Source organism: Burkholderia sp. LK4, assembly GCF_001043615.1.
Classification (GTDB): Bacteria; Pseudomonadota; Gammaproteobacteria; order Burkholderiales; family Burkholderiaceae; genus Burkholderia; species Burkholderia cepacia.
Genome location: NZ_LDUL01000107.1, coordinates 95,034 through 118,345 on the forward strand (window position 1 = coordinate 95,034; position 23,312 = coordinate 118,345).

A 23,312-nucleotide genomic window follows, 5' to 3' on the forward strand; every position below is an offset into this window, starting at 1 on the left:
GCCGCTTGCGGCGGCCCGGCCGTTTCATAAGACGTACAGTTCGCCCACGATGCGCGATTCGCGCCGAACTGTACTCTTGTTCGCGCGAACGATGTGTGTACTCGTCGCCAACTGTTCTGCTCTTAAGATTCCAGCATCAAGGGCACAGTGCCGCAGATCCAGTCGTACCGGAACCCTGCTGGCGCATCTTCAAGAGCGAGCCAGTGCGATGGAAAAGGCAAAACCGGAGGGAAAGATCAGGAATCACGATGGCCCGGCCGACGGGCGGAACCCGTGCGTATCGGATGAGCGCAGCGGGACGGGGCGGCTGCGCAGGCCGGCGGGAGGCACCCGATGAAACTCTATGAAAAGCTCGCGGACGACATCGAGCGCCTGATCCGCCAGGGCGTGTACCGGCACGGCGACCGGATTCCGTCGGTGCGGCAGGCGAGCCAGCAGCACCGGATCAGCATCACGACCGTGCTGCACGCGTATCTGCTGCTGGAAAGCCGCGGGCTGCTCGAAAGCCGCCCGCAGTCCGGCTATTTCGTGAACCTGCGGCGCGACGACGGTCATGCGCCGGTGCGCGAGCTGCGGCCGTCGAAGCCGATCGCGATCTCGTCGTCGGTCGACGTGAGCCGGCTCGTGCTGTCGACGCTGCGTTCGATCGGCACCGACGACGCCGTGCCGCTCGGCTCGCCGTACCCGGACCCGAGCCTGTTCCCGTTCGAGAAGCTGAACCGCTATGCGTACGCGGCCGGCCGCGACAAGTCGCTGTGGGGCGTGACGGACGGATTGCCGCCCGGGCATCCGCGGCTGATCCGTCAGATCGCACGGCGCTACCTGGAAAACGGGATGTCGGTGGACCCAAACGAGATCATCGTGACGGTCGGCGCGACCGAGGCGATCAACCTGTGCCTGCAGGCGGTGGCGAAACCGGGCGACACGATCGCGGTGGAATCGCCGACGTTCTACGCGATGCTGCACGCGATCGAGCGGATGGGGATGAAGGCGATCGAGGTGGCGACGCATCCGGAATACGGGATCGACATCGCGGCGCTGGCCGCGATCGCGAAGTCGCAACCGATCGCCGCGTGCATGGTGATGCCGAACTTCCAGAACCCGCTCGGCTTCCAGATGCCCGACGAACGCAAGCGCGAACTGGTCGAGTTCGCGACGAAGGCCGGAATGCCGCTGATCGAGAACGGTGTGTATAACGAACTGTATTTCGGCGATGCGCATCCGAGTTCGTTGAAGTCGTATGACCGCAACGGGATTGTGCTGCATTGCTCGTCGTTCTCGAAGAGCCTGACGGCCGCGTACCGGATCGGCTGGGCGCTGCCGGGCCGTTATCGCGATCAGGTCGAGAAGCTGAAATTCCTGAACACGCTTGCGACGCCGTCGTTGCCGCAACTCGCGATCGCGGAGTTTCTCGAACGCGACGGTTACGAGCATCACCTGCGGCGCTTGCGCAAGGCGTATGCGCAGCAGGCGAACCTGATGCGGGCGATGGTGTCGCGGTTTTTCCCGGAAGGCACGCGCATTTCGAGCCCGGCGGGTGGTTATGTGCTGTGGGTCGAGTTGCCCGCGCAGGTCGACGCGATGCGGCTGTACCAGCTCGCGCTGGAGCAGGGCATCACGATCGGGCCCGGCTACATGTTCTCGATCACGGACAACTACCGGAACTTCATCCGGCTGAACTACAGCAGCCCTTGGTCGCCGGAGATCGAGCAGGCGGTGATTGCGGTGGGGAAGCTCGCCTCGGCTTGCATGAAGTGACGGGGGCGTGTTGTTGCTCGAGGGCGCATGACGAAGCCGGCTTGGGGCCGGCTTTGTTTTTGGTTTGGCGGGGGAGTGCGATGAGCTTTGCCACGTTGGCGTTGGCAGGACAACACCACACTGTTGAAGCTGCCATGCAGGCGTCGCCGCACGGATTCGGGGTAATACCGGTGAAAGGGCGCCGGGTTTCGAATCGCGTCGCGAAGTTGCTTGCGGTGGCGTGAAGCCCGCAGCAAATGACGACTGAACGCGATGTGTTGGCGAATCGGAGCGAAGCACGGCAGGAATGCCTGCGTCCGCTCCGGCAGTCGAAAGCCGCGCACGCGTCGCTTGAGTTCGTACTTGGGCTGATGACTGTTCTCGGCGCGGTTGTTCATGCGCGCAGCCGTTCTGACGAAAATATGCTCACTCGTGCGAGCTCCGGATAGGTGACGATCTTGTCCGGTGCGTAGCACTCGCTGGAAGAAGCATTGGGCCACGGCCTTGTCACACCGCTTCGCGTCGAGCGTTGCCTCGCTTTGCCCGTCCTGTCTGTTGCCGAATCTGCTCGCGAATCGTGGAGAACTCGCGTCAGCGACTCTTGTCGCAAGTCGGCGATAGATGTTGCTTCGGTCTCTTGATGAATGTCGGAAGTCGAACCGGAAACGGTCGTCGTTGACGACTGATCCCGACGATCGTCATTGAGGTGCGACCCGTCGCCGGCGCGGCGACAGGTCTTCTCGAAACATCGCGTCAGCGCGAAGCCTCGTCGTCACCGAGCCATGATCCGCGACAACCGACGGCGTTCAGGCGGCGGCCTTTTGAATCGAGTCGTGCTGCTGTTCACCCCCGAGGCTGTCGACGAGATCGGCGAGCATCCGCGCCAATTCACCCGTCATCAGCGTGACGTCCGAATCGAAGCGTTCGTCGTCGTTCTGTGCGGTGGGATCCGCCGCCTCCTTGATCACGTCGAGCGGCGTCACGCGCTTGATCGTCAGCGACGGCGTCAGCACGAACGAGATCCGGTCGTTCCAGGTCATCGCGAGGCGCATGCATTGCTTGCCGGCCTCGATGTGCCGGCGCATGTCGCTCGCTTCCAGCGCGTGGCCGACGTATCGCACCGTGGCGCCGCCTTCGCCGCTCGAACGCAGCTCGGCGTCCTGGTCCACGGTGAATCCGCCCGGCGCCTCGCCGGACAGCAGCCAGTCCGTCATCGCGGCAACCGGCGAATGCGCCACTTGAACGCCGGCGAGCGGCAACTGGTCGATCGATTTGACGAGCAGGCCGCGGATCTCGTCGGCGAGCGCCTGTGAAGCCGCATCGATGACGAGCCAGCCGTTCACCGTATCGATCCACACGCGAGTATCGCGGCGAATGCTGAACGCGCGCGGCAGCAGTTCGTCGGTGACCTGCTCCTTGAGTTCGCGCAGCTGCTTTCGTCCGACCTTGAAGCCCTGTTGCTCCTCGACCTCGAGCGCCCGGGCCTTGGTCACCTGATTGATGACCGACGCCGGGAGCAGCTTCTTTTCCGAACGAAACACCAGCAGCATCTGCCGGTTGTTCGAATACACGAGCGCGCCGTCGTCACGCGGCGACGCCCATCCGAAGCGCTGCATCTCGATGCTGTTGCACGGCTGAAACGCGTAGGGCGCCAGCCAGGCTTCCATCTGGTCGGGGGTCACGGCCCAGGGGGCCGGAAGACGATGAAGCTGAAGATTCTTGAACCACATGGGCGTACGGGCAAAGCGCATCATTCTATATGACGGGGACGTTCGCCGGCCAGGCAGGGCATCAAACGTCGATACACCGGCTGAACGATTCCATCGCGCTGTCGCATGGACCGGCTGAATTTACCGTTGACGCCGGACGGCGACTTCGCGCGAGCGCCCGACGCCCGATGCCCGTCATGGACAGGATCGCACCGACAGACGCGAGCGTCGAATGCCGGTCTCGGTCGAAGCAGCGGCCCTCCGGTCGTGGAGTAGTATTCCCCCCATGTCCGGGTTTTTGTTCTGCCTCTCTGGCCTACGGCCGGCCCGTCCATGGCGGGGGCAGCAAGCTCGTTGAAGGGTGCGGAAACTGCTTCAACGATACGTGTGGCGGCGTTGGCCATGACAACGGCATCGACGGGAATGCATCATGTCAACCGAGTGGAAACATCGCGTCAGACTGTTTATCCAGCGCTTCTGGCAGCCGACTAGTGCGTGCATGACCTGCATGCCGGGGAGCTGGGGCAACATCATGAGCGTTGCCCACTGGACTATCGCATTTCATACAGGTCTGCTTACCGGACTCCTGGCCGTCCTTTTGACGTTCACGCCCGTGGCGAAACTCTATGCGCATCGATACGGCAATGCGCTGATCGTCGGTTGCCTGACAACGTTGGGCGACGCCTACTCGCACACGAGCCACTACCGCATCCCCTATCTCGAGCACATCGTGACGGGCGCAATTTCAGGTCTCCTGACGCTGGCGGCCTCCTATCTCCTCGAAGACCGCGCACGACGCCTTCGGGCGGTATGGGCGCGGGTATTCGGATAGCTTGTCCGTTTCATCGGAGCACGCCAGGAAATCCGTCGACGAATGCCCTCTGTGTCGCGGCCTAAGGGCCGAGGTCAGAACTCGGTGAGAAATCCGATGTTTGATAGCAGCAAGAAGACGGCCCCCGTGACGGGCGCCTCTTCGGAAATGTCGCGATCATTCTGGTGACAATCTTGACCATCGTTTCATTGCCCGACTGAATGCGGAGGAATTCTTATACCCCAATCTGGCTGCTATCTCCTTGATTGTGTATTCCTTTTCCGCGAGATACCGCGACGTCAGATCTTGTCGGACAATATCATACAGGTCGCTAAACGATGTCCCCATTTCCTGAAGCTTCCGCTGCAAACTTCGCATTGACATTCCAAGCTTTCTGGATTGTTCCGCGATATCCTGGCACGTAGGGTCGTCATACATAAGAGCGAGCAGCCGCCCGATGAGGTCGGACGGAACCCAGTGCGCCAGTTCAAATTCACGCTTCGCGCATGCTTTCCTTGCGACTTCGAATTCGATCGGATGGGCGAGCGGAAGGGCAGTCTCCAGCACCGATGAGCTGAATTCGAGGTAATTTTCGTCGGCCTCGAATTCGATGGGGCAGTCAAAATATTCGGCGTAAGAACTCGCGTGTGGCGGCTCGGGAAAAACAAACCCTATTCTGGAAAAAACGGGATTGTGTCCGATCAAATCGCGTATCTGTCGGCGTAAAGCGGTAAATACCATGTCGGTATTTACGACAAGCAGGTCGGTGCGATAGGTATAGCCGCCGACTATAATTCTCGCGGTCTCGCCTATTGTGGTTATCCGGATTCTGAAATAACTGATCCCGAGCAACGGGTGCTCGAAGCCCATGCGCAGCGCATCGCCCAACGTTGGGCTCACCAGCATTGCGTGGCCGCGCAGGCCGTACGACGTCACCGGGATCGCATATCCGATATGCAGTCCGATCGCGCTGTTGCCGGTCGCTTCCAGCGCATTCGCAAACAGGACCATTTCCTGTGCATGCGTCACCATTGCACCGGGCCGCTCGATGTCAGCAGGAGAAATGCCGGTGCCTTTCAGCAGGACGTCGACCGGAACACCCATGCGCTTCATCAAATCGAGCGTGATGAAGATGGTGTGCAGTGGCGCTGGACATTGCGCAGCAGTGCGGCGAATCGCGTCGGCTACCGGCTTCATTCGACTCCTTGGATTCTAGTCCACAAGCAACTTTGTAAATACGACCTGACACCCGTACTCGTCCAATTCGCCGCGCTTCCACCCAAGACGCTGGTAAAAGCCATCGGCCCGCGAGCCTGGATCGGTCACAAGGGTGACATGATTCACTCCCTTGTCTTTCAGCCATGCAAGCGCACGGGCAAGCAGCTCGCGGCCGATGCCGACACCATGGAACCGCGGTGCCACAAACAAGGCCGAGATGAACGGCGTCTCGGTGATGACCGGCAGACAGACCCCGGCGACCTCGTCGCCACATTCACAGATCCAGCCACCTCCCTGCCTGATTTTCTCGATCAGGAGGTTGCGGTTCAGAAGATGAACCTGGTGGGGATGGATTCTATTCTCGCTCACGGAGAATCGCACATCATAAAAAGCGCCGACGTCGCGCTCAGTCATCGGTCGGTATTCTAGCTGCTCAGCAGTGGCCATGTTTTTACCGTCTCTCTTCTCGTTATGTGAAATTTACGTGGCGAAACTCGGATAACTATCTCACGATTTTTGCAAATTCTCCAACGAACGTGATCGCGGGTGTCAGATAGCCGTGCCGGTCAACGCAGCACTATAACGAACATCCGTCAACAGAATTATTGTGAGTGTTATTGATCCAGTTGAAGTGCGTCGCTTGTTGTTCGCGATGGCGCAGTTGGCGCTGCATGGAAGCCGTGGCATCCACGCGTTCGCTCCGGAGGCTGGAGTCAAGCGATTCTGCCGGCGACGTCGTCGCACACCCCGCGAATTACCGGTTTGGCGTCGGCGCATGGCGCTGTGCACCGTGACCGAATATTTAGACGAAATATTCGGTTAGCCCCGAATATTGTGGATGGCGCCCTCAGTAAGACTCGAGCGCGGGAATTTCTATATATGCAATAATCCGCAATAAAATACATTTCCTCAAATTTATAATGGAAATGGCACACAGGGATAACACATTGGCGTGATCGGCACACATGCCGACTATAAATGATGCCATCGATTTGGTACGCTTCTTGCCAATCGAACTGAATGATTTGAGGTAGTTGGCAGTGCGCCGAGTCCGAATACTCAATCTGCTGAAATCATGGCGGCCAATGGGCAGCCCGACGGCGCTCGTCATGATCGCGGGCGTTGTCCTTCCGATGATCGTTCTGGCAGTGGTCTCGCTCAGTGCACCGCGCGACTTCGGCGGCGTCTCGTGGGGCGACTTCACTGCCGGCGCATACGAGCGGATTGTCTTCGATCGGGACTGGGATGGGGGACGCGTCCTTCAGCAGGGATATCTCGCCATTTTCATCAGGTCGATGACCATGGCCGTACTGACCACCGCGGGATGTCTGCTGATCGGGTTCCCGACGGCGCTGTTCATGGCGACGCGCTCCCTGAAGTGGAAGGCCGCGTTGCTGATCCTGATCACGATCCCGTTTTGGACCTGCGTCGTCGTCCAGATGTACGGATTGATCATCGTCATTGCGGACGACGGCCTCTTGAATCAGATGCTGTCCCGAGCCGGCCTCATGCATGGCCCGCTCGGATTGCTCTACACCGATCTTGCGACGCTGATCGGTCTCGTCTATGCGTTCACGCCGTTCATGGTCCTGCCGATCTTCGCTGCGCTTGATGACTTCGACTGGCGGTTGGCCGAAGCGGCCTACGATCTGGGGGCACACAAGCCGGCGGTACTGGTCCATGTCGTCGTACCGTGTTGCCGTCCGGGCATCATGGCAGGAATCGGGCTCGTCTTCGTTCCGGCGCTGGGTTCCTATACGATCCCGGGTCTGCTCGGCGGTAACCACGCTTTCATGATCGGCAATCTGATCGACTTCCAGTTTGCCGGCGGACGGGACTGGCCTTTGGGCGCCGCGATGTCGTTCGCGTTGCTCGCCGCTGTGCTTCTGGCGATGCTCGCGTCTCGACTCGGTTCGCTGTTCCAGCGGCAGGAGCGCATTCATGATTTCGCCTGAACTGCGCCGGTTTCCGCTGACCGCAACGATCGCGTGCGCGGTGCTGGTGTTCCTCTATCTGCCGATGCTGACCGTGATGGCGATGAGCTTCAACGTCGGCCCGTCGGCCCTCATATGGGACGGGTTTGGCATTCGAGGTTACGTTGAGGCCTGGTCCGATCCGACACTGGTCCGCGCTGCGAAGAATTCGCTGTTGCTGGCGCTGGCGTCGACGGTGCTCTCCACCACGCTTGCGACGAGCGCGGCGGTCGCCTGGTGGTCGAGAAGTGAGCGGCGTGGTTTCGATTCGGTCGGACTCGTCATTGCGCTTCCGCTCGCGATACCTGAAATCGTGCTGGCGATCGCGACCATGATGCTGTTCTCGATGTTCGAGTCAGAGCTTGGATTCGGTGCCGTTCTGTTTGCTCATGTGGTGTTCAGTGTGCCGCTTGCCTATCTGCCGATCAGAGCCAGACTCAAGACGATCGATCGCACGTTGCTCGAGGCGGCCGCGGACCTGTCGGCCACGCCATGGGCTGCATTTCGGCAAATTACCGCGCCTCTGGCTCTGCCCGGCATCATCGCAGGGGCTTTGCTGTCGTTCGTCGCGTCGATGAATGATTACGTCACCAGCTACTTTCTCGCCGGCGCCGGCATGACCACATTGCCGATGTATATCTTCGGTGCATTGAAGATCGGAATCACACCGAAGGTCAGCGCCGTGTCAACCGTCGTCATCGGCCTGTCGACAGTACAACTGACGGTAGTCTGGATCATCGGTGCTCGAGGTAAAAGGAGATCCCGAGCCGAGCAGTCCGAAATACACCACGCCAATCTCCACGCAATAGGAACAGCATGAAAAAAACAATCGGTGCGATGTTGCTTCTTGCCGCTGTCACGACCCAGGCCGCCGAGCTGCATATCGGAAGCTGGCCGAACATCCTGCCTGTCAATTTGCTCAAGAAGTTCCAGGCTGATACCGGCATCGAGACGACACTCGACACCTATGCGAGCGATGCAGCGCTGACCCAGAAACTGCAGGCAGGAGGAGGGGGATACGACGTTGTGGTCGCCGGAGACTACTACGTTCCGGTGCTCGTGAAGTCGGGCCTTCTGCTCAAGCTCGACAAGCGCAAGTTGCCGAATGTCGCAAACATCAAGCCCGAGTACCGTCATCCGTCGTTCGATCCCCAGCGGGACTACGCGATGCCCTTCACGGTCGTCCTGACCGGGTTTGCTTACGACAGCGCGCGTGTGCCGGGCGGACGCCTCGACGATAGCTGGAAGTCGTTCTTCGAGCCCCCCGTCGCACTTCGCGGCGAGGTCGGCGATCTGGACGTCGAGGAGGAACTGTACATGGCAGCGAGCTGGTATCTGGGACAGGATGAATGCACCGAGCGCCCCGACGATGCAAAACGCGTCCTCGACGTGCTGCAGAAGCAGAAACCATTCGTGAAGACCTATAGCAACGACGGAACGGTCGATCGTCTCGCGTCCAGGCAAATCATCGTTCAGCACGTCTGGAACGGTGCGGCTGCGCGGGCCCAGGATCGCTTGCCGACTATCCGATTCGTGTATCCGAAAGAGGGCGTCCGACTGTTCATGGACAGCCTGCTTATTCCGGCAAAAGCGCGAAATGTCGACTCGGCCTACAAGTTCATCGACTGGATGATGCGACCCGAGAACATCGCGCTGGTGACGAACGCGCTACGGTACAGCAACGAGATTACCGGATCGGAGCGCTACATCGATCCTGCACTGCATGACAATCCTGCGATCAAGACGCCGGAGCAGTATAAGGATCGACTCAAGCCTTACAAGATGTGTTCACCTGCAGCGATTCAACTGCGTAACAAGGTGTGGCTGAAGCTGAAGGGAAATCAATGAAGCGCGCTGAACGTCGATGGCGTCCCGGATGACCAGATCCGCTCTGGCAGATACGGAGTCGATCGTGAACGAGGCGCGCCGCGCAAGCGCGCCAGCCACTGCCTCTGCCCGAATCACCCAATGCGGTCGTCGTTCCCAACGGGGATCGAACACCGGGGCACGGAGCCGGTAATCTGTCGCCGGCCCTGCCTGTGTTCGGCGACTCGCGAGATCTCAGCGCAGGCGGTTCGCGATCCTCCTCTCGATCGCGCTTTTGATTTCATACGGGTGTGGTGCGTCTGATTCATATAATTCGCATACCTATATTTAATGATCGCAACATCCGAGAACCAAGGCGAGTGCTTGGCTCTCTTCTCTTCGAGAATACGATATGCAAAGCTACCGTGATTTGAAAGAGCAGATTCAGGAACTTCAGAAGCAGGCTGAGCTTGCTCGCACTCAGGAATTGGCGAGTGCGGTCAAGGAAATACAAAAATTGATCGAGGAATTCGACCTGATGCCGGAGGACTTGTTCTCTGAACGCAAGCTCAAGCTGCGTCGCGGCAAGCGTCGCGGCCCGGCCACGGTAAAGTATCGTGATCCGGAGTCCGGCGCCTTATGGAGCGGGCGGGGACGAGAGCCTCGGTGGATCGCTGGCCGGGCAAGGGAACAGTTCCTGATCCACCGGTCGAATCGGATCGCGGAGCCGGCGGCATCATCGGTAGCCGATGCACTGAGTTGACTTGCCATGCCATCGTCCGTCGTCACGCATCATCCCGAATACGGTCGTTGGCCACTGAGTGCCGGTGCGGTTCATGCATAGGCTTATGCCCAGCCATGTCCATATCCTTGTTGCTCGACCGAATTCGCGTTGCGTCGGGACGCATTCGTGCTCGGGTTTCGAGTTGCATTCCCGCGGCGAATCGCAAGCCAATCGGCCCTCAATCGTCGAGCGTGCTTGTCGAGGATCCGAGCGGGGCCGATGTGGTCCTCGCCGCTACCATTTCTGCCGTCAGAGCGGAAGCGAGTGTCTCCGAACTCGAAAGTCTCGAAGTTCGGCACTCGAGGCTGCCGACCGCGCATTTTCCGAGCACTCGCGCTCACATAGACCTGATCGGCTCACGTGTCCGGAAAGCCCGGTTCCACGCCGCGCGCGCCCGCGCCCACGCCAACGCTGCGGTTTTGATTTTCATGGGTGGAACGGAGGATCACTTGGGTCCGCCGTTGGAAGACCTCAAGCGCCACGCGGAGCAAGCGAAACAGGCGCAAGTGCTCGCAAGTGATCTCCTGGAAATTTCGCTCACGTTAGAGCGCAGGGAAAAATCTCGTTCCCCGCGATGCCGATGAAGACACGTTTCAAAGTCCGGCCTCTCGGAGTCAAGGGCGTAAGCGTGTTCTTTTCCGTTGCATGAAGCGACCCCGCGAAGGAGCGCCTGTGAGCTTGGCCCGGACCGACAACGGTGCCGGCAATATCCGCTGCGCCGCGATGGTCGTGTTTGCGACGATCGTGATGAAGGGGCTGCATTGATGCGCGCCGCGTTGCCGGCCGGTATGGGCAGCCGGCCCTGTTCAATTCGATACAGCGCCGGGTTCCCGTTCAGCAAATATCCTCGGGCTGATCGGAACAGGGATTCCCTGATCGGGATGGTCTACTACCGCTTCAAGGAGAATGTGCGCCGCGGCGATGGCGCGGGGGAATCGAGGGCCGGCAAACGAGCGGGTGGCCGGAAACCGGTATCGGGATCGGTATCGCGAAGGGCAAGCAGCCGACGCGCGCCGGCCCGTATCCGGCACCGGAGGGATCCCGCCCGTCGCGACGTCACCCGCCCGTCACCGGCGGAAAAAACGCGACCTCGCTGTCCTCCCGCACGACGAATTCACCCGTCACCATCTCGAGGTTGACGGCCGCGCGCACGGGCCGGTCCATCCGCAGCGCGTCCGCGCTGCGTGCGTCGCGCGCGGCCAGCGTGCTGCGCAGCGCGTCGACGGTGAGTTCGCGTGCGTCGACCTCGACGGTTTCCTCGTCGCGCTCGAGTTGTTCGCGAATGCTTGCGAAGTATTTGATCGTCAGTTTCATTGCGATGTCTTGAATGGAGTCGGCGGAATCGGAAAACGCGCGGCGGACCGGCTCAGCCCCAGCGCCGCATCGCCTGGTCGTCGTGCGCCTTCGCCTCGACCCAGCCGGATTCGCCGTCGTGCCGGATCTCCTTCTTCCAGAACGGCGCGTGGGTCTTCAGGAAGTCCATCAGGAATTCGCACGCATCGAACGCACACGCGCGATGCGCGGCGGCCACCACGACCAGCACGACGGCCTGGCCGAGCGGGATACGCCCGACGCGATGCACGATCTTCACCGCTTCGAGCTGCCAGCGCGCGCTGGCTTCCTCGACGATGCTCCACAGGGCCTGCTCGGTCATCGTCGGGTAGTGCTCGACCTCGAGCGCGACGACATCGTCGACATCACCTTCGTTACGCACGACCCCGAGAAAATTCACGACCGCGCCGACATTCGGATTGCGAACGATCGGCGCAAGCTCCGCGCCTGCGTCGATCGGCGCGTACTGCACGCGCACTTCGAAGCCGGCGGTAATCGCGGGCGGCGGTTCGTGGTGCGGGTCGGCCGCATCGACGGGAGGCGGGTGGCCGTCGGCACGCAACGGATCGTCCGGCAGCCCGGCAGGGGATTCGGTGAAGGTCGTCATGACTGGTTCTCCATTTGGCGGCGCGTGCGGTGTCGCGCGGCGGCCCTCAGCCGCCGACGAGCGACATGCGCACGGTCGGATAGGTCTTGCCCGGCACGCGGGCCGGCCGCGCGGCCCGGCGCTCGGAATAGCGGTCGTCGCGGTGCGTCCAGCGATCGCGCACGGCGGCGGCCAGATCGGCGCTCGACGCTGCTTCGTCGAGCCACGGCCGCAGGTCGGTGCCTTGCGTGGCGAACAGGCACGTATAGAGTGTGCCGTCGGCCGACACGCGGGCGCGCGAACAGGTGCCGCAGAACGGATGCGACACGCTCGCGATGAAGCCGACCTCGCCTGCACCGTCGATGTGCGCGCAACGGATCGCGGTCGCATCGTGCGCCGGTTCGCCGACGAGCACGAGCGGATAGTGCGCATCGATCAGCGCGCGCATCTGCGCGGCCGGCACGACCTTGTCGCCCGACCAGAAGCTCGCGCCGCCGACATCCATGTATTCGATGAAACGCACGGCCACGCCGGTATGCCGGAAGTGCCGCACGAGCGGCAGGATCTGGTCGTCGTTCACACCGCGCTCGATCACCGCGTTGACCTTGACCGGCGCGAGCCCGGCCGCCTGCGCGGCCTCGATGCCGGCCAGCACGCGCGACACGGGCACGTCGGCGTCGCTCATCCGGCGGAACATCGCGTCGTCGAGCGCATCGAGGCTGACGGTCACGCGCGACAGGCCCGCGTCGCGCAGCGAACGCGCCTTCGCGGCCAGCAGCGAGCCATTGGTCGTCAGCGCGATTTCGACGGGCTTGCCGTCGACGGTCGTCAGCGCGGCGAGGCGTTCGATCAGCGCTTCGAGGTTGCGGCGCAGCAGCGGCTCGCCGCCCGTGATGCGGATTTTTTCGACGCCGAGCGACGTGAACGCGCGGGCGATCTTTTCCAGTTGCGCGAACGACAGGCGTTCGGACGACGGCATGAACGCATAGTCGGCGCCGAAGCTTTCGCGCGGCATGCAGTAGCCGCAGCGGAAATTGCACTGGTCGATGACGGACAGGCGCAGGTCGCGCAGCGGGCGGCCGAGCGTGTCGGGCGGGCGGGGGAAGGCGCCGGGCGATGCGCCGCCGGAAGCTGCGGCGGCGGCCGGCGCGGCGGAAACGATGGCATTCACGATCGGTTCGTCGGCCTGCATGAAGTAAGCGAAGGGGCGGCGCCGGTCGGCCGTGCGCATGCCGAAATGGCGGCGCACGGCGCGTGACGAGCCTCATCGTGAGGATAGTCCGCCGGGTTTTTCCGGCAGGGACACAATCGCGCCCGAATTGCAGGAATACAGTTCGCGGTGCGGGACGCGCGGCGCATGCGCGGCAGCGGCAGCGGGCGCGTGTCGGGCATCGCGCTCATGCGAGCCACGGCGCGAATTCGTAATACGGTACCGCGTCGCCGTTCGCGATGCGTCGCCCGGCCGGCAGCCGGGCGAGCCCGCTCGCCTGCACGAGCGACTGCAGCGTGCCGGCGCCTTGCTGGCGGAGCGTATCGAGGACGGGCATGCCGTCGAGGCCGACCGTGCAGTGCACGCGCACGAAGCGCTCGCGCTGCGCGTCCGGTTCGAAGTCGCCGTCGATCGGCAGCGACGGCACGATCGGCAGGCGTGCGGCGCGCCCCTGCAGGCGGCGGATCAGCGGCGCGACGAACAGCGCGAACGCGGTCATCGCCGCGCCGGGGTTGCCGGGCAGCAGCACCACCGGCCGCGTGTCGAGCCGCGCGAGTGCAACCGGCTTGCCCGGCTTCATGCGCACGCCGGCGACGATGAACGATGCGCCGAGCGCGTCCAGCGTGGGGCGCAGCAGATCCTTGTCGCCGACCGACGCGCCGCCGACGCAGATCACCAGGTCGCAGCCCGCGTGCAGATCGCGTAGCGCGCGATCGACGGCGGATGCGGTGTCGGCCGCATGCAGGCTCATCGCGACCTCGGCGCCGGTGCCCGAGACCAGCGCGCCGAGCATCGGCGCATTGCTGTTGTAAATCTGTTGCGGCGCGCGCGGCTGGCCGCACGCGACGAGTTCGTCGCCGGTCGTCAGGATGCCGACGCGCAGCGCCGGACGCACGTCGATACGCGCGAACCCTTGCGCGGCGGCCACGCCGACATGCATCGCGCCCATGCGCACACCGGCCGGCACGAGCAGGTCGCCGGCGCGCACTTCCTCGCCCCGGCGGCGGATGTGCGAGCCGCTGCGCTGCGGCGCGTCGAACGCGACCCGGCCGTCCTGCTCGTGCGCATGCTCCTGCATCACGACGGTGTCCGCGCCGGGCGGAATCAGGCTGCCGGTGAAGAGGCGCGCGGCCGTGCGCGGGGCCAGCGGCGCCGGCATGTCGCCCGCAAAACAGCGCTGCGCGACGTGCAGCGGCTCACCGAGTGCGAGATCCGCGTGACGCACGGCGTAGCCGTCCATCGCGCTCTGGTCGGCCGGCGGCTGGTCGAGCACGGCGGCGAGCGGCGCGGCCAGCACGTGGCCTGCCGCTTCGGCGATCGGGACGGACAGGGTGGCCCCGAGCGGCGCGAACGCGCTCGCGAAATGCTGCTGCGCGGTATCGAAATCGGTCAGTGGTTTCATCAGGAGAAGTCCGGGTGTGCTTGCGCAAGCGCCGGTTGGTCGGGGTGAACGGCGTCGGGCGACACGTACTCGACGAAGCCGTCGTTGCGGCAGAAGCCGAGCAGCCGCACGCCGGCTTCGCGGGCGACGTCGATCGCGAGCGACGTCGGCGCCGAGATCGTCGCGATCATCGGGATGCCGACCCGCGCGGCCTTGCGCACCAGTTCGTAGCTCGCGCGGCTCGACAGGAACACGAAGCCGTCGTGCAGGTCGGCGCGGCGCCGCGCGAGCCGGCCGATCAGCTTGTCGAGCGCGTTGTGGCGGCCGACGTCCTCGAACACGTCGAGCACGGCGCCGTCCCGGTCGCACCACGCGGCCGCGTGGATGCCGCCGGTCTCGCGCATCAGCGTCTGGTGGGCCGGCAGCGTGCGCGCGGCGCGTGCGATCGCGTCGGCGCCGATGCCGGCGGCCGCGCCGGCGGCGGCGATGCGCGGCGGGTGCAGGTCGAGCTGCGCGATGCTTTCGATCCCGCAGACACCGCAGCCCGTGCGGCCGGCCAGCGCGCGTCGGTGCGCCTTCAGCGCCATGAACGCCTGCTGCGACACGGTCAGGCGCACTTCGGCGCTGCCGGGCCGGCATTCGCTCTCGATGTCGAACACGTCCGACGCACGCTCGACGATGCCTTCGCTGAGCACGAAGCCGAGGCCGAACGCGTCGAGGTCGATCGGGGTCGCCATCATGACCGTGTGTGCAATACCGTTGACCACGAGTGCAACCGGCGTTTCGTCGACGACGCGATCGACGGTGTCGCGCACTTCGCCGGCACGGTGACGTGTCACATGACACGCGGTGCTGCCGGTCGGCTCGTCGCGGCGGATGCAGGACTCCATGCGGTTTCTCCAGGCGGATCGGCCGGCGGGCCGGCCGGGTCGGGCGCGTGCGCCGGACCAGGGGAATCGGGGCTGCCGGGCGGGGCGCGGCCGAGAGGCGCGCCGTGGCCGCGGGCAGGTGTTGCATCGGATGTTAACGGGGATGAACAGTGCGCCCGATGTACAGCGCCGCAGTGCGGAAAGCAGTACAGCTGAACGTCCCGCCGGCGCGAAATGTGTTTTCCGTACACACATCTTCGGCAACGGAAGCAGCACAGTTTCAGCGCACGTTCGAACGATTGCGAGTATCGTTGCAAACGCGATATCGTCATTCACGCTCCGATGCCATGCGAGTGACCGTCTTGTATTCGCATGTGTCTTCGGCAAGCCGTCGCGCGATTTCCTGCTTCGGGCGGACGTCCTCACAAACACGAGCAAATTACGGTCATGGAAATCTTCGATGCGTTCCATCTCGCACGATTGCAATTCGCATTCACGGTGTCGTTCCACATCGTGTTTCCCGCGATCAGCATCGGTATGGCGAGCTTCCTGGCGGTGCTGGAATGGCGCTATCTCGTCACCGGCGACGCCGCCTACAAATCCATGTTCCAGTTCTGGTCGAAGATCTTCGCGATCGGCTTCGGGATGGGCGTGGTCTCCGGCGTCGTGATGGCGTACGAATTCGGCACGAACTGGGCCGGCTTCTCGCGCGTCGCGGGCAACATCACGGGCCCGCTGCTCACCTATGAAGTGCTGACGGCGTTCTTCCTCGAAGCCGGCTTCCTCGGCGTGATGCTGTTCGGCTGGCAGCGCGTGAGCCCGCGCGCCCACTTCTTCGCGACGCTGATGGTCGCGGTCGGCACGCTGATCTCGACGTTCTGGATCCTCGCGTCGAACAGCTTCATGCAGACGCCGCAGGGCTACAAGATCGAGAACGGCCTCGTCGTGCCGGTCGACTGGTTCAAGGTCGTGTTCAACCCGTCGTTCCCTTACCGTCTCGTGCACATGACGATTGCGGCGTTCATCGTCGCGGGCTTCATCGTCGCCGCGTGCGGCGCGTGGCACCTGCTGAAGGGGCGCCGCGACGAGCCGGTGAAGCGCAGCTTCTCGATGGCGCTGTGGATGCTGCTGGTGCTTGCGCCGATCCAGATCGTCGTCGGCGACGCGCACGGGCTGAACACGCGCGAATACCAGCCGGCGAAGATCGCGGCGATCGAAGGGCTGTGGGAAACCGAGAAGGGCGGCACGGCGCTGAACCTCGTCGGGCTGCCCGACATGCAGGCCGAAACCACGCGCTATGCGATCCAGGTGCCGCACCTCGGCAGCCTGATCCTCACGCACAGCTGGGACGGCGAGATTCGCGGGCTGAAGGAATTCCCGCCGCAGGACCGCCCGTACTCGCCGATCATCTTCTGGACGTTCCGGATCATGGCCGGCCTCGGGATGCTGATGCTGCTCACCGCGCTGCTCGGGTTGCTGCTGAGAAAGGGCGGGCGCCTCTATGAAACGCGCTGGTTCCAGTGGTTCGTGGTCTGCATGGGGCCTTCCGGCATCGTCGCGCTGCTGGCCGGCTGGATCACGACCGAGGTCGGGCGGCAGCCGTGGACCGTGTACGGCGTGCTGCGCACCGTCGATTCCGTCTCTCCGCTCAACGCTCAGCAGGTCGGCGTGTCGCTGCTGGTCTTCGTGGTCGTGTATTTCCTGGTATTCGGAACAGGTATCTACTACATGATGAAACTGATGAAGCGCGGGCCGGCTGCCCAGGCCGGGTATATCGAGCTGCACCGGCATCCGGGGCTGCGCAAGAGCGCACTGTCCACGCCGCTGAACGTGACCGAAGCGGAGTAAGCCATGCAAATCGATCTTCCTGTCGTGTGGGCCGCGATCATCGGCCTCGGTGTATTCATCTACGTGATGCTGGACGGCTTCGATCTCGGCATCGGCCTGCTGTTTCCGTTCTTCGATGCGAAGGCCGAGCGCCAGGTGATGCTCGACACCGTCGCGCCGGTGTGGGACGGCAACGAGACGTTCCTGGTGCTCGGCGGCGCTGGGCTCTATGGCGCGTTCCCGGTCGTCTATTCGACGCTGCTGCCCGCGAACTACCTGCCGCTGGTCCTGATGCTGGTCGGGCTGATCTTTCGCGGCGCGGCGTTCGAGCTGCGCGCGAAGGCCACCCGCACGCAACACATGTGGGATCTCGCGTTCATCGGCGGCTCCGCGCTCGCGGCGTTCTGCCAGGGGATCGTGCTCGGTTCGCTGCTGCAGGGGATCAAGATCGTGAACAACCAGTTCGCGGGCGGGCCGTTCGACTGGCTGTCGCCGTTCAGCCTGATGTGCGGGATCGGCGTGCTCGTCACGTATGCGACGCTCGGCTGCGGCTGGCTGATCCTGAAGGTCGACGGCGAGCTGCAGCGCAAGATGCGGCTGCTGATGAAGCCGCTCACGGGTGTGCTGCTCGCCGTGATGGGCGTGGTGAGCCTGTGGACCGTGATCGGGCTGCCGGCCGTCGCGCACCGCTGGTTCGGCAGCGGCAACCTGGGCTGGTTCCTGCCGGTGCCGATCCTCGTCGTCGCGTGCGTGTGGGGCATCTTCCACTCGGTGAAGCGCACGCACGAGGCCACGCCGTTCCTGCTGACGCTCGCGCTCGTGTTCCTCGGTTACACGGGGCTCGTGATCAGCATCTGGCCGAACATCGTGCCCCCGTCGCTGTCGATCTGGGATGCATCGTCGAGCCATTCGAGCCAGAAGTTCGCGCTGATCGGCACCGTGATCGTGCTGCCGATCATCCTCGTGTACAACGCGATGCAGTACCGCGTGTTCCGCGGCAAGGTGCGCGAGGGCGACGTCGGTTATCACTGAGCGCCGCATGATGTGACGGGCGCGGCGCGCGCGGGCGTATCATCTCGCGCAGCACGGCGCCCGGCCCGGCATCCACCCGACAGCGGCCCGCCACGCGCGGGCCGCTGCGCATCGGGCGCCGGCGTGCCGTATCGCGTATTTCCCTGGCAGTCGAGAAAACACCATGATCGTCCGACCACGACAAAACTGGCTCAGGATGCTGTTCGTCTGGAACGGCTCCGTGCTGCAATCGATCATTCCGCAGCTCGTGTTCATGGCGATCGTCAGCACGCTGGCGGTCTTCACGAACGGGCGCATCTTCGGCGAGAAGATTCCCCTCAATACCGCGCCGTTCACGCTGTTCGGGCTGGCGCTCGCGATCTTCCTCGCGTTTCGCAACAACGCGAGCTTCGAGCGGTTCAAGGAGGCGCGGCATCTGTGGGGCAACCTGCTGATCGCGGCGCGCGCGCTGACGTCGCAACTGAATCGCTACCTGCCCGACAGCGTCGGCGACGCCGAGCGCGACCGGCTTGCCGACCTGCTGATCGCGTTCACCTATGCGCTGAAGCATCAGCTGCGTCATACCGATCCGACACAGGACCTGCAGCGGATCCTCGGCGCGGAACGCACCGCCGCGCTCGCGAGCAAGTGTTTCAAGCCCGTGGCGATCCTCGACGAGTTGCGCGGCAGCATCGTCCGCGCGCTGGGCCGCGCGCCCGGCAGCGACGCGACCTGCTGGATGTTCGAGGCGCAACTCGACGAGCTCGGCAAATCGGTCGGCGGTTGCGAGCGCATCCTGTCGACGCCGATCCCGTTCTCGTACAGCGTGCTGCTGCATCGCACCGTGTATGCGTATTGCGTGCTGCTGCCGTTCGGCCTCGTCGATTCGACGGAATTCTTCACGCCGCTGATCTGCGTGTTCATCGCGTACACGCTGATCGCACTCGAGGCGATCGCGAACGAGGTGGCCGAGCCGTTCGGCCTCGCGCCGAACGCGCTGGCGCTCGATGCGATGGCACGCACGATCGAACGGTCGGTGCTCGAATTGGGCGATCGCCCGCTGCCGGAGGAATTCGTGCCGGCGTCGACATATCAGATCACGTAGGTGAGTGCGCGGAAGGGGCGGGCCGTGTCGGGCGCTAGAATGGCGCTGGCCTGTTCTTTGGACCTGACGCAATGACCCTCGTCGACACCTATCTCGCCGGCCTGCGTGCCGTGCTGCCCGACACCGACAACGCGGCGCTCGCCGCCGCCACGGGCGCGACGCCCGCGCAGCTCGACGCGCTGCGTGCCGCGTATCCGCAGTGCCCGGCCGGCCTGCTCGAACTGCTCGGCAAGCTCGACGGCACCTACTGGCGCGACTACGGCGGCACGACGGTCAACGTGCTGGTGCTGGGCTCCGACGTCCACGAATACCCGTATTACCTGCTGTCGGCCGCGCAGATGCTCGAGGAAGGGGCGAAGTACCGCGACAGCATCGCCGAGATCTACGGCGACGACGCGAACGACGATGGCGAACTCGTCGACCCGCGCATCGACATCGCGCTGCCGATGGGCCGGCGGCTGTGCTTCTCGCATTGCATGAACAACGGCGGCACGTCGCAGCTCTACATCGACTTCGAGCCGGCGGCGGGCGGCAAGGTCGGGCAGGTCGTGCGCTTCCTGCACGATCCCGACAGCTATGCGGTGATCGCCGACGACTTCGACGGCTACCTGCGCCAGCTGATCGACGGCGGTTATGCGTTTGTCATCGATTTCGACGAAGAATAGCGGCGGCGACGGCTGCTATTTCAGGGAGGTTGAAATGCGAATCTACGTGACGAGTATTTTTGTCGACGACCAGGACAAGGCGTTGACGTTCTATACCGACAAGCTCGGTTTCAAGCTGAAGAACAACGTGCCCGTGGGCGAGTACCGCTGGCTGACCGTGGTGTCGAAGGACCAGCCGGACGGCACCGAGCTGCTGCTCGAGCCGAGCAACCATCGCGCGGTCGGGCCTTACAAGCAGGCGCTGTACGAGGACGGCATTCCGGCGGCATCGTTCCAGGTCGACGATCTCGATGCGGAATTCGCGCGGCTCAGGGATCTCGACGTCCATTTCACGCTGGAGCCGATGGACGCGGGGCCCGTGCGCGTCGCGATCGTCGACGATACCTGCGGGAACCTGATTCAACTGATGCAGATGAAGTGACGCCGCGCCTCTCGAGGTTGATCTACACGACGTTGTCCAGTGCCTTGACGTCTGCGATTCGTGGCTCGGTGATCCAGAGCGCATCGATCATCTGAAACACCAACGGGGCCAGCGGCGTACCGATGACCTGCTCCCGGGCAAGCGCGAATTCAAACAAGTCGGAAATATCAACACCCCGTTCCGCGGCGTTCACGATGGAGACGGGGCCGCCTCCCTCGCGCGGAATATAGATCAATGAAACCAGGACGCGGTCGGCAGGCCCGGCGCGTTCCCCCCAGTCGCCCAACACGAGGTCAATGATCGGTGGATGGTCCGGCCTTCCGGTTGCCCATTGGACGAAGTAGACGCCAACCACTGAATCGTCTTGGTGCAGTTCGCCCGTGATTCTCCTCGTCTCGCCACCACAACACGCACAATTGAACGTGGATTCTTCCCCCGGGTACGCGTGTATCGATTCGCCGGCTGACATTGGGTGGGGTTCCGAAAGTAGTTGCAGGTCGAAGGCGACGGTTCCCGCGGGAATTCGCGCGGTTCTCCTGTCCAGAACCAGGCTCCCGGACAGGAGCGCCGCCGAAATAAAGCCTATCAAGAAACCGGGTCACCGACCTCGAAGTGCACCACCAATGTGCTCGGAAGGACGTCGTTCGTGGGTCGCATGCGAAACGATAGCGGGGCGCGCGGGCGCGGCATCGGCGGAGTGGACCAAGGGACGGCCCGCTACCGCCATGAACGACATCGCGTGTGACAGTGGCGGGTGTGCAGGTATCGCCCACGAGCGGCAGCGTGGCTTCGGCGCGAATTGTCGCGCTCATGTAGACTCGTGTGCCCTTCAACGGAGTAGATGCAATGCAACTGCTAGACCACGTGTCAATCAGCGTGCCGGATATCGAACTGGCGCGCCCGTTCTACGATGCCATCATGGCCGCGCTGGGCGCGACCCGGGTCTATGACCGGGGCACCGCACTCGGCTACGGCGAACGCTGCAATGCGAACGACACCGCATCGACCTTTCTCGCGATCTACCTGGATCCCGCCGAAATCGGCGTGAGCAAGCGGCACTGGTGCTTCAAGGCCGCGAGCCGCGCGCAGGTGGACGCGTTTTTCGAGGCCGGCCTCGCGACGGGCGGGCGGTCCGACGGTGAGCCCGGCTTGCGGCCGCATTATCACGGCGACTACTACGGGGCGTTTCTCGTCGACCCGGCCGGCAACCGGGTCGAGGCAGTGTGCCACGCGTCCGTGCCGGCGCACGCATCGTGACGAAAGGCGGTTGCAGCGACGCACGCACGCGCACTTGATGCGGTGATCGCCACGCGCCGGCCCGATACTGTCCGGCGCGCGGCGCGCGTTCACGCATGCGCTGCCTGCACCGCTCAATCGAAGTAGTTCAATCCCATCGCCCCCTTCACCTCCGCGAGCGTCGCGCCGGCCACGTCCCGCGCGTGCATCGTGCCGCGCTTCAGGATCGCCATCACCTCGGCCTTGTCGGCCTCGAATTCGCGGCGGCGCGCGCGGATCGGCTCGATCAGCGCCTGCAGCCGCTCGTTCAGCACGCGCTTGACGACGCTGTCGCCGAGCCCGCCGCGACGGTAGTGCGCCTTCAACTCGTCGACCTTCTGCACGTCGGGCTCGAACGCATCGAGGAACGTGAACACGACATTGCCCTCGACCTGGCCGGGATCGCTCACGCGCAGGTGGTTCGGGTCCGTGTACATGTCTTTCACGGCCTGCGTGATCTCGTCCGGCGTCGAGCCGAGCGTGATCGCATTGCCGAGCGACTTGCTCATCTTCGCCTTGCCGTCGATCCCCGGCAGCCGCGTGACCGCCGACAGCACGGCCTCGCATTCGACCAGCACGGGCTGGTTGACCGTCGCGTTGAAGCGGCGCACGAGTTCGTTGGTCTGCTCGATCATCGGCAGCTGGTCGTCGCCGACCGGCACGTGCGTCGCCTTGAACGCGGTGATGTCGGCCGCCTGGCTCACCGGGTAGGTCAGGAAGCCGGCCGGGATGTCGCGCTCGAAACCGCGCAGGCGGATCTCTTCCTTGATGGTCGGGTTGCGTTCGAGGCGCGCGACCGTGACGAGGTTGAGCAGGTATTGCGACAGCTCGGCGAGTTCGGGCACCTGCGACTGCACGACGATCGTCGAGATTGCCGGATCGATGCCGACGGCGAGATAGTCGAGCGCGACTTCGATCACGTTCTCGGTGACGCGCTGGCGGCGGCCCATGTTGTCGGTCAGCGCCTGCGTGTCGGCGAGCAGCAGGAACTGCTTCGCTTCGTGCTGCATCTGCACGCGCGCGCGCAGCGAGCCGATGTAGTGGCCGAGGTGCAGCGGGCCGGTCGTGCGGTCGCCGGTGAGGATGGTCGGTCGGGTCGGGTGGGTCATGTTGATCGTTGCTCCGGGTTATCGAAGCCGCCAGCCATGACGTCTGCGCAGAAACGCAAATGCCGCCATGGCTGGCGGCATCACGTTTGGGACATGCAAAAGGAAACGGGCCGCCTGGGTCAGGCGCGCCACCAGCAATGCACGTTCGGCGAGGCGGGTCGGGTTTCCATTGAGCGAGTATAGCGTAGTGCGGGGACGGACGTGCCGTGTCAGCGGATGACGGACTCCATCGCAAGGTAGGCGGTTTCGGCCGACGGCCACAGCAGGTACAGCAGGCCGGCCATCAACAGCAGCGCGCCTGCGCGTACCAGCGGCGTGCGGTCTTTCTCGCGCGGGAGGTGGGTGGGCGGCTTCGAGTGCTTCATGCTTGCTGGCGCGCGAGGCGCCACTCCAACGGTTGCTGCAACGGGTCGGGTGAGGCGACGCCGGGGTGTTGCGGGGTTCGACGGGGGCTGGGGTGCGGCCGGGCACCGTGTCGCCCGG

23 protein-coding genes and 1 pseudogene are annotated in these 23,312 nt (G+C 63.8%); 12 read left to right on the forward strand and 12 right to left on the reverse strand.

What is annotated here, in order from left to right:
* Positions 1–333 precede the first annotated feature (333 nt).
* Positions 334–1,758: an aminotransferase-like domain-containing protein gene (locus VK92_RS36805; protein ID WP_027792441.1), complete on the forward strand. Its 1,425-nt coding sequence runs from the start codon at positions 334–336 to the stop codon at positions 1,756–1,758.
* 151 nt (positions 1,759–1,909) lie between these two features.
* Here the strand turns inward: VK92_RS36805 and VK92_RS43220 are convergent.
* Positions 1,910–2,255 (reverse strand): annotated as a pseudogene (locus VK92_RS43220) (IS6 family transposase); the annotation flags it as partial.
* A gap of 288 nt (positions 2,256–2,543) precedes the next feature.
* On the reverse strand, positions 2,544–3,467 hold the full coding sequence (locus VK92_RS36810) for a recombination-associated protein RdgC (protein ID WP_042973774.1): 924 nt from the start codon (positions 3,465–3,467) through the stop codon (positions 2,544–2,546).
* Between the two features lie 409 nt (positions 3,468–3,876).
* Here VK92_RS36810 and VK92_RS36815 point away from each other — a divergent pair, with 409 nt between their 5' ends.
* The gene (locus tag VK92_RS36815) at positions 3,877–4,278 is read left to right on the forward strand and encodes a hypothetical protein (protein WP_021157904.1); all 402 of its coding nucleotides are present in this window, start codon (positions 3,877–3,879) and stop codon (positions 4,276–4,278) included.
* 156 nt (positions 4,279–4,434) lie between these two features.
* Here the strand turns inward: VK92_RS36815 and VK92_RS36820 are convergent, their stop codons facing one another.
* Entirely contained in the window at positions 4,435–5,454 is a 1,020-nt protein-coding gene (locus tag VK92_RS36820) for an AraC family transcriptional regulator (RefSeq protein WP_021157905.1), read from the reverse strand.
* Positions 5,455–5,469: 15 nt separating this feature from the next.
* On the reverse strand, positions 5,470–5,922 hold the full coding sequence (locus VK92_RS36825; RefSeq protein ID WP_048028446.1) for a GNAT family N-acetyltransferase: 453 nt from the start codon (positions 5,920–5,922) through the stop codon (positions 5,470–5,472).
* A gap of 662 nt (positions 5,923–6,584) precedes the next feature.
* On the opposite strand from VK92_RS36825, the gene VK92_RS36830 reads away from it, so the two are divergent.
* The 4 genes from VK92_RS36830 to VK92_RS36845 all read left to right on the forward strand — a co-directional run bounded on the left by VK92_RS36830 (position 6,585) and on the right by VK92_RS36845 (position 10,017).
* The gene (locus VK92_RS36830; protein ID WP_113046059.1) at positions 6,585–7,430 is read left to right on the forward strand and encodes an ABC transporter permease; all 846 of its coding nucleotides are present in this window, start codon (positions 6,585–6,587) and stop codon (positions 7,428–7,430) included.
* Positions 7,417–8,268, forward strand: a complete 852-nt coding sequence (locus tag VK92_RS36835; protein WP_048028448.1) for an ABC transporter permease — start codon at positions 7,417–7,419, stop codon at positions 8,266–8,268. Before VK92_RS36830 ends, VK92_RS36835 begins: the two co-directional genes overlap by 14 nt.
* Positions 8,265–9,296 carry an extracellular solute-binding protein gene (locus VK92_RS36840; RefSeq protein ID WP_021157909.1) on the forward strand — a complete coding sequence of 344 codons (1,032 nt, stop codon included), beginning with the start codon at positions 8,265–8,267 and terminating at the stop codon, positions 9,294–9,296. The genes VK92_RS36835 and VK92_RS36840 overlap by 4 nt, the downstream gene beginning before the upstream one ends.
* A 370-nt stretch (positions 9,297–9,666) precedes the next feature.
* The gene (locus tag VK92_RS36845) at positions 9,667–10,017 is read left to right on the forward strand and encodes an H-NS histone family protein (RefSeq protein WP_048028450.1); all 351 of its coding nucleotides are present in this window, start codon (positions 9,667–9,669) and stop codon (positions 10,015–10,017) included.
* Positions 10,018–11,094: 1,077 nt separating this feature from the next.
* Here the strand turns inward: VK92_RS36845 and moaD are convergent.
* The 5 genes from moaD to fdhD all read right to left on the reverse strand — a co-directional run bounded on the left by moaD (position 11,095) and on the right by fdhD (position 15,437).
* On the reverse strand, positions 11,095–11,352 hold the full coding sequence (gene moaD / locus VK92_RS36855) for a molybdopterin converting factor subunit 1 (RefSeq protein WP_021157913.1): 258 nt from the start codon (positions 11,350–11,352) through the stop codon (positions 11,095–11,097).
* A 52-nt stretch (positions 11,353–11,404) separates the two neighbouring features.
* A complete protein-coding gene (locus VK92_RS36860) occupies positions 11,405–11,977 on the reverse strand; it encodes a molybdenum cofactor biosynthesis protein MoaE (RefSeq protein ID WP_048028451.1) in 573 nt (190 codons plus the stop codon).
* Between the two features lie 46 nt (positions 11,978–12,023).
* A complete protein-coding gene (gene moaA / locus VK92_RS36865; RefSeq protein ID WP_048028484.1) occupies positions 12,024–13,148 on the reverse strand; it encodes a GTP 3',8-cyclase MoaA in 1,125 nt (374 codons plus the stop codon).
* Positions 13,149–13,353: 205 nt separating this feature from the next.
* The gene (locus VK92_RS36870) at positions 13,354–14,568 is read right to left on the reverse strand and encodes a molybdopterin molybdotransferase MoeA (RefSeq protein ID WP_048028452.1); all 1,215 of its coding nucleotides are present in this window, start codon (positions 14,566–14,568) and stop codon (positions 13,354–13,356) included.
* Complete coding sequence (gene fdhD, locus VK92_RS36875; RefSeq protein ID WP_027792470.1) at positions 14,568–15,437, reverse strand: formate dehydrogenase accessory sulfurtransferase FdhD; 870 nt, start codon at positions 15,435–15,437, stop codon at positions 14,568–14,570. Before fdhD ends, VK92_RS36870 begins: the two co-directional genes overlap by 1 nt.
* A 426-nt stretch (positions 15,438–15,863) precedes the next feature.
* On the opposite strand from fdhD, the gene VK92_RS36880 reads away from it, so the two are divergent.
* The 5 genes from VK92_RS36880 to VK92_RS36900 all read left to right on the forward strand — a co-directional run bounded on the left by VK92_RS36880 (position 15,864) and on the right by VK92_RS36900 (position 20,445).
* A complete protein-coding gene (locus tag VK92_RS36880) occupies positions 15,864–17,264 on the forward strand; it encodes a cytochrome ubiquinol oxidase subunit I (protein ID WP_021157919.1) in 1,401 nt (466 codons plus the stop codon).
* Between the two features lie 3 nt (positions 17,265–17,267).
* On the forward strand, positions 17,268–18,275 hold the full coding sequence (cydB, locus tag VK92_RS36885; RefSeq protein WP_048028454.1) for a cytochrome d ubiquinol oxidase subunit II: 1,008 nt from the start codon (positions 17,268–17,270) through the stop codon (positions 18,273–18,275).
* Positions 18,276–18,438: 163 nt separating this feature from the next.
* On the forward strand, positions 18,439–19,359 hold the full coding sequence (locus VK92_RS36890; protein ID WP_048028456.1) for a bestrophin family protein: 921 nt from the start codon (positions 18,439–18,441) through the stop codon (positions 19,357–19,359).
* A 71-nt stretch (positions 19,360–19,430) separates the two neighbouring features.
* Positions 19,431–20,024 (forward strand): SMI1/KNR4 family protein, encoded by a 594-nt coding sequence (locus tag VK92_RS36895; protein ID WP_048028457.1) that lies wholly within the window; start codon positions 19,431–19,433, stop codon positions 20,022–20,024.
* Positions 20,025–20,058: 34 nt separating this feature from the next.
* Positions 20,059–20,445 carry a VOC family protein gene (locus VK92_RS36900; RefSeq protein ID WP_048028459.1) on the forward strand — a complete coding sequence of 129 codons (387 nt, stop codon included), beginning with the start codon at positions 20,059–20,061 and terminating at the stop codon, positions 20,443–20,445.
* A gap of 22 nt (positions 20,446–20,467) precedes the next feature.
* On the opposite strand, the gene VK92_RS39140 is transcribed toward VK92_RS36900, so the two are convergent.
* Positions 20,468–20,914 (reverse strand): hypothetical protein, encoded by a 447-nt coding sequence (locus VK92_RS39140; RefSeq protein WP_131723301.1) that lies wholly within the window; start codon positions 20,912–20,914, stop codon positions 20,468–20,470.
* 377 nt (positions 20,915–21,291) lie between these two features.
* Between VK92_RS39140 and VK92_RS36910 the strand changes: the two genes are divergently transcribed.
* Positions 21,292–21,702, forward strand: coding sequence for a VOC family protein (locus VK92_RS36910; protein ID WP_048028461.1), 411 nt, complete (start codon positions 21,292–21,294; stop codon positions 21,700–21,702).
* A 113-nt stretch (positions 21,703–21,815) separates the two neighbouring features.
* Here the strand turns inward: VK92_RS36910 and trpS are convergent, their stop codons facing one another.
* Entirely contained in the window at positions 21,816–22,829 is a 1,014-nt protein-coding gene (gene trpS, locus VK92_RS36915; RefSeq protein ID WP_048028463.1) for a tryptophan--tRNA ligase, read from the reverse strand.
* 209 nt (positions 22,830–23,038) lie between these two features.
* Entirely contained in the window at positions 23,039–23,194 is a 156-nt protein-coding gene (locus VK92_RS42695; RefSeq protein WP_165589135.1) for a hypothetical protein, read from the reverse strand.
* Between the last annotated feature and the right edge of the window lie 118 nt (positions 23,195–23,312).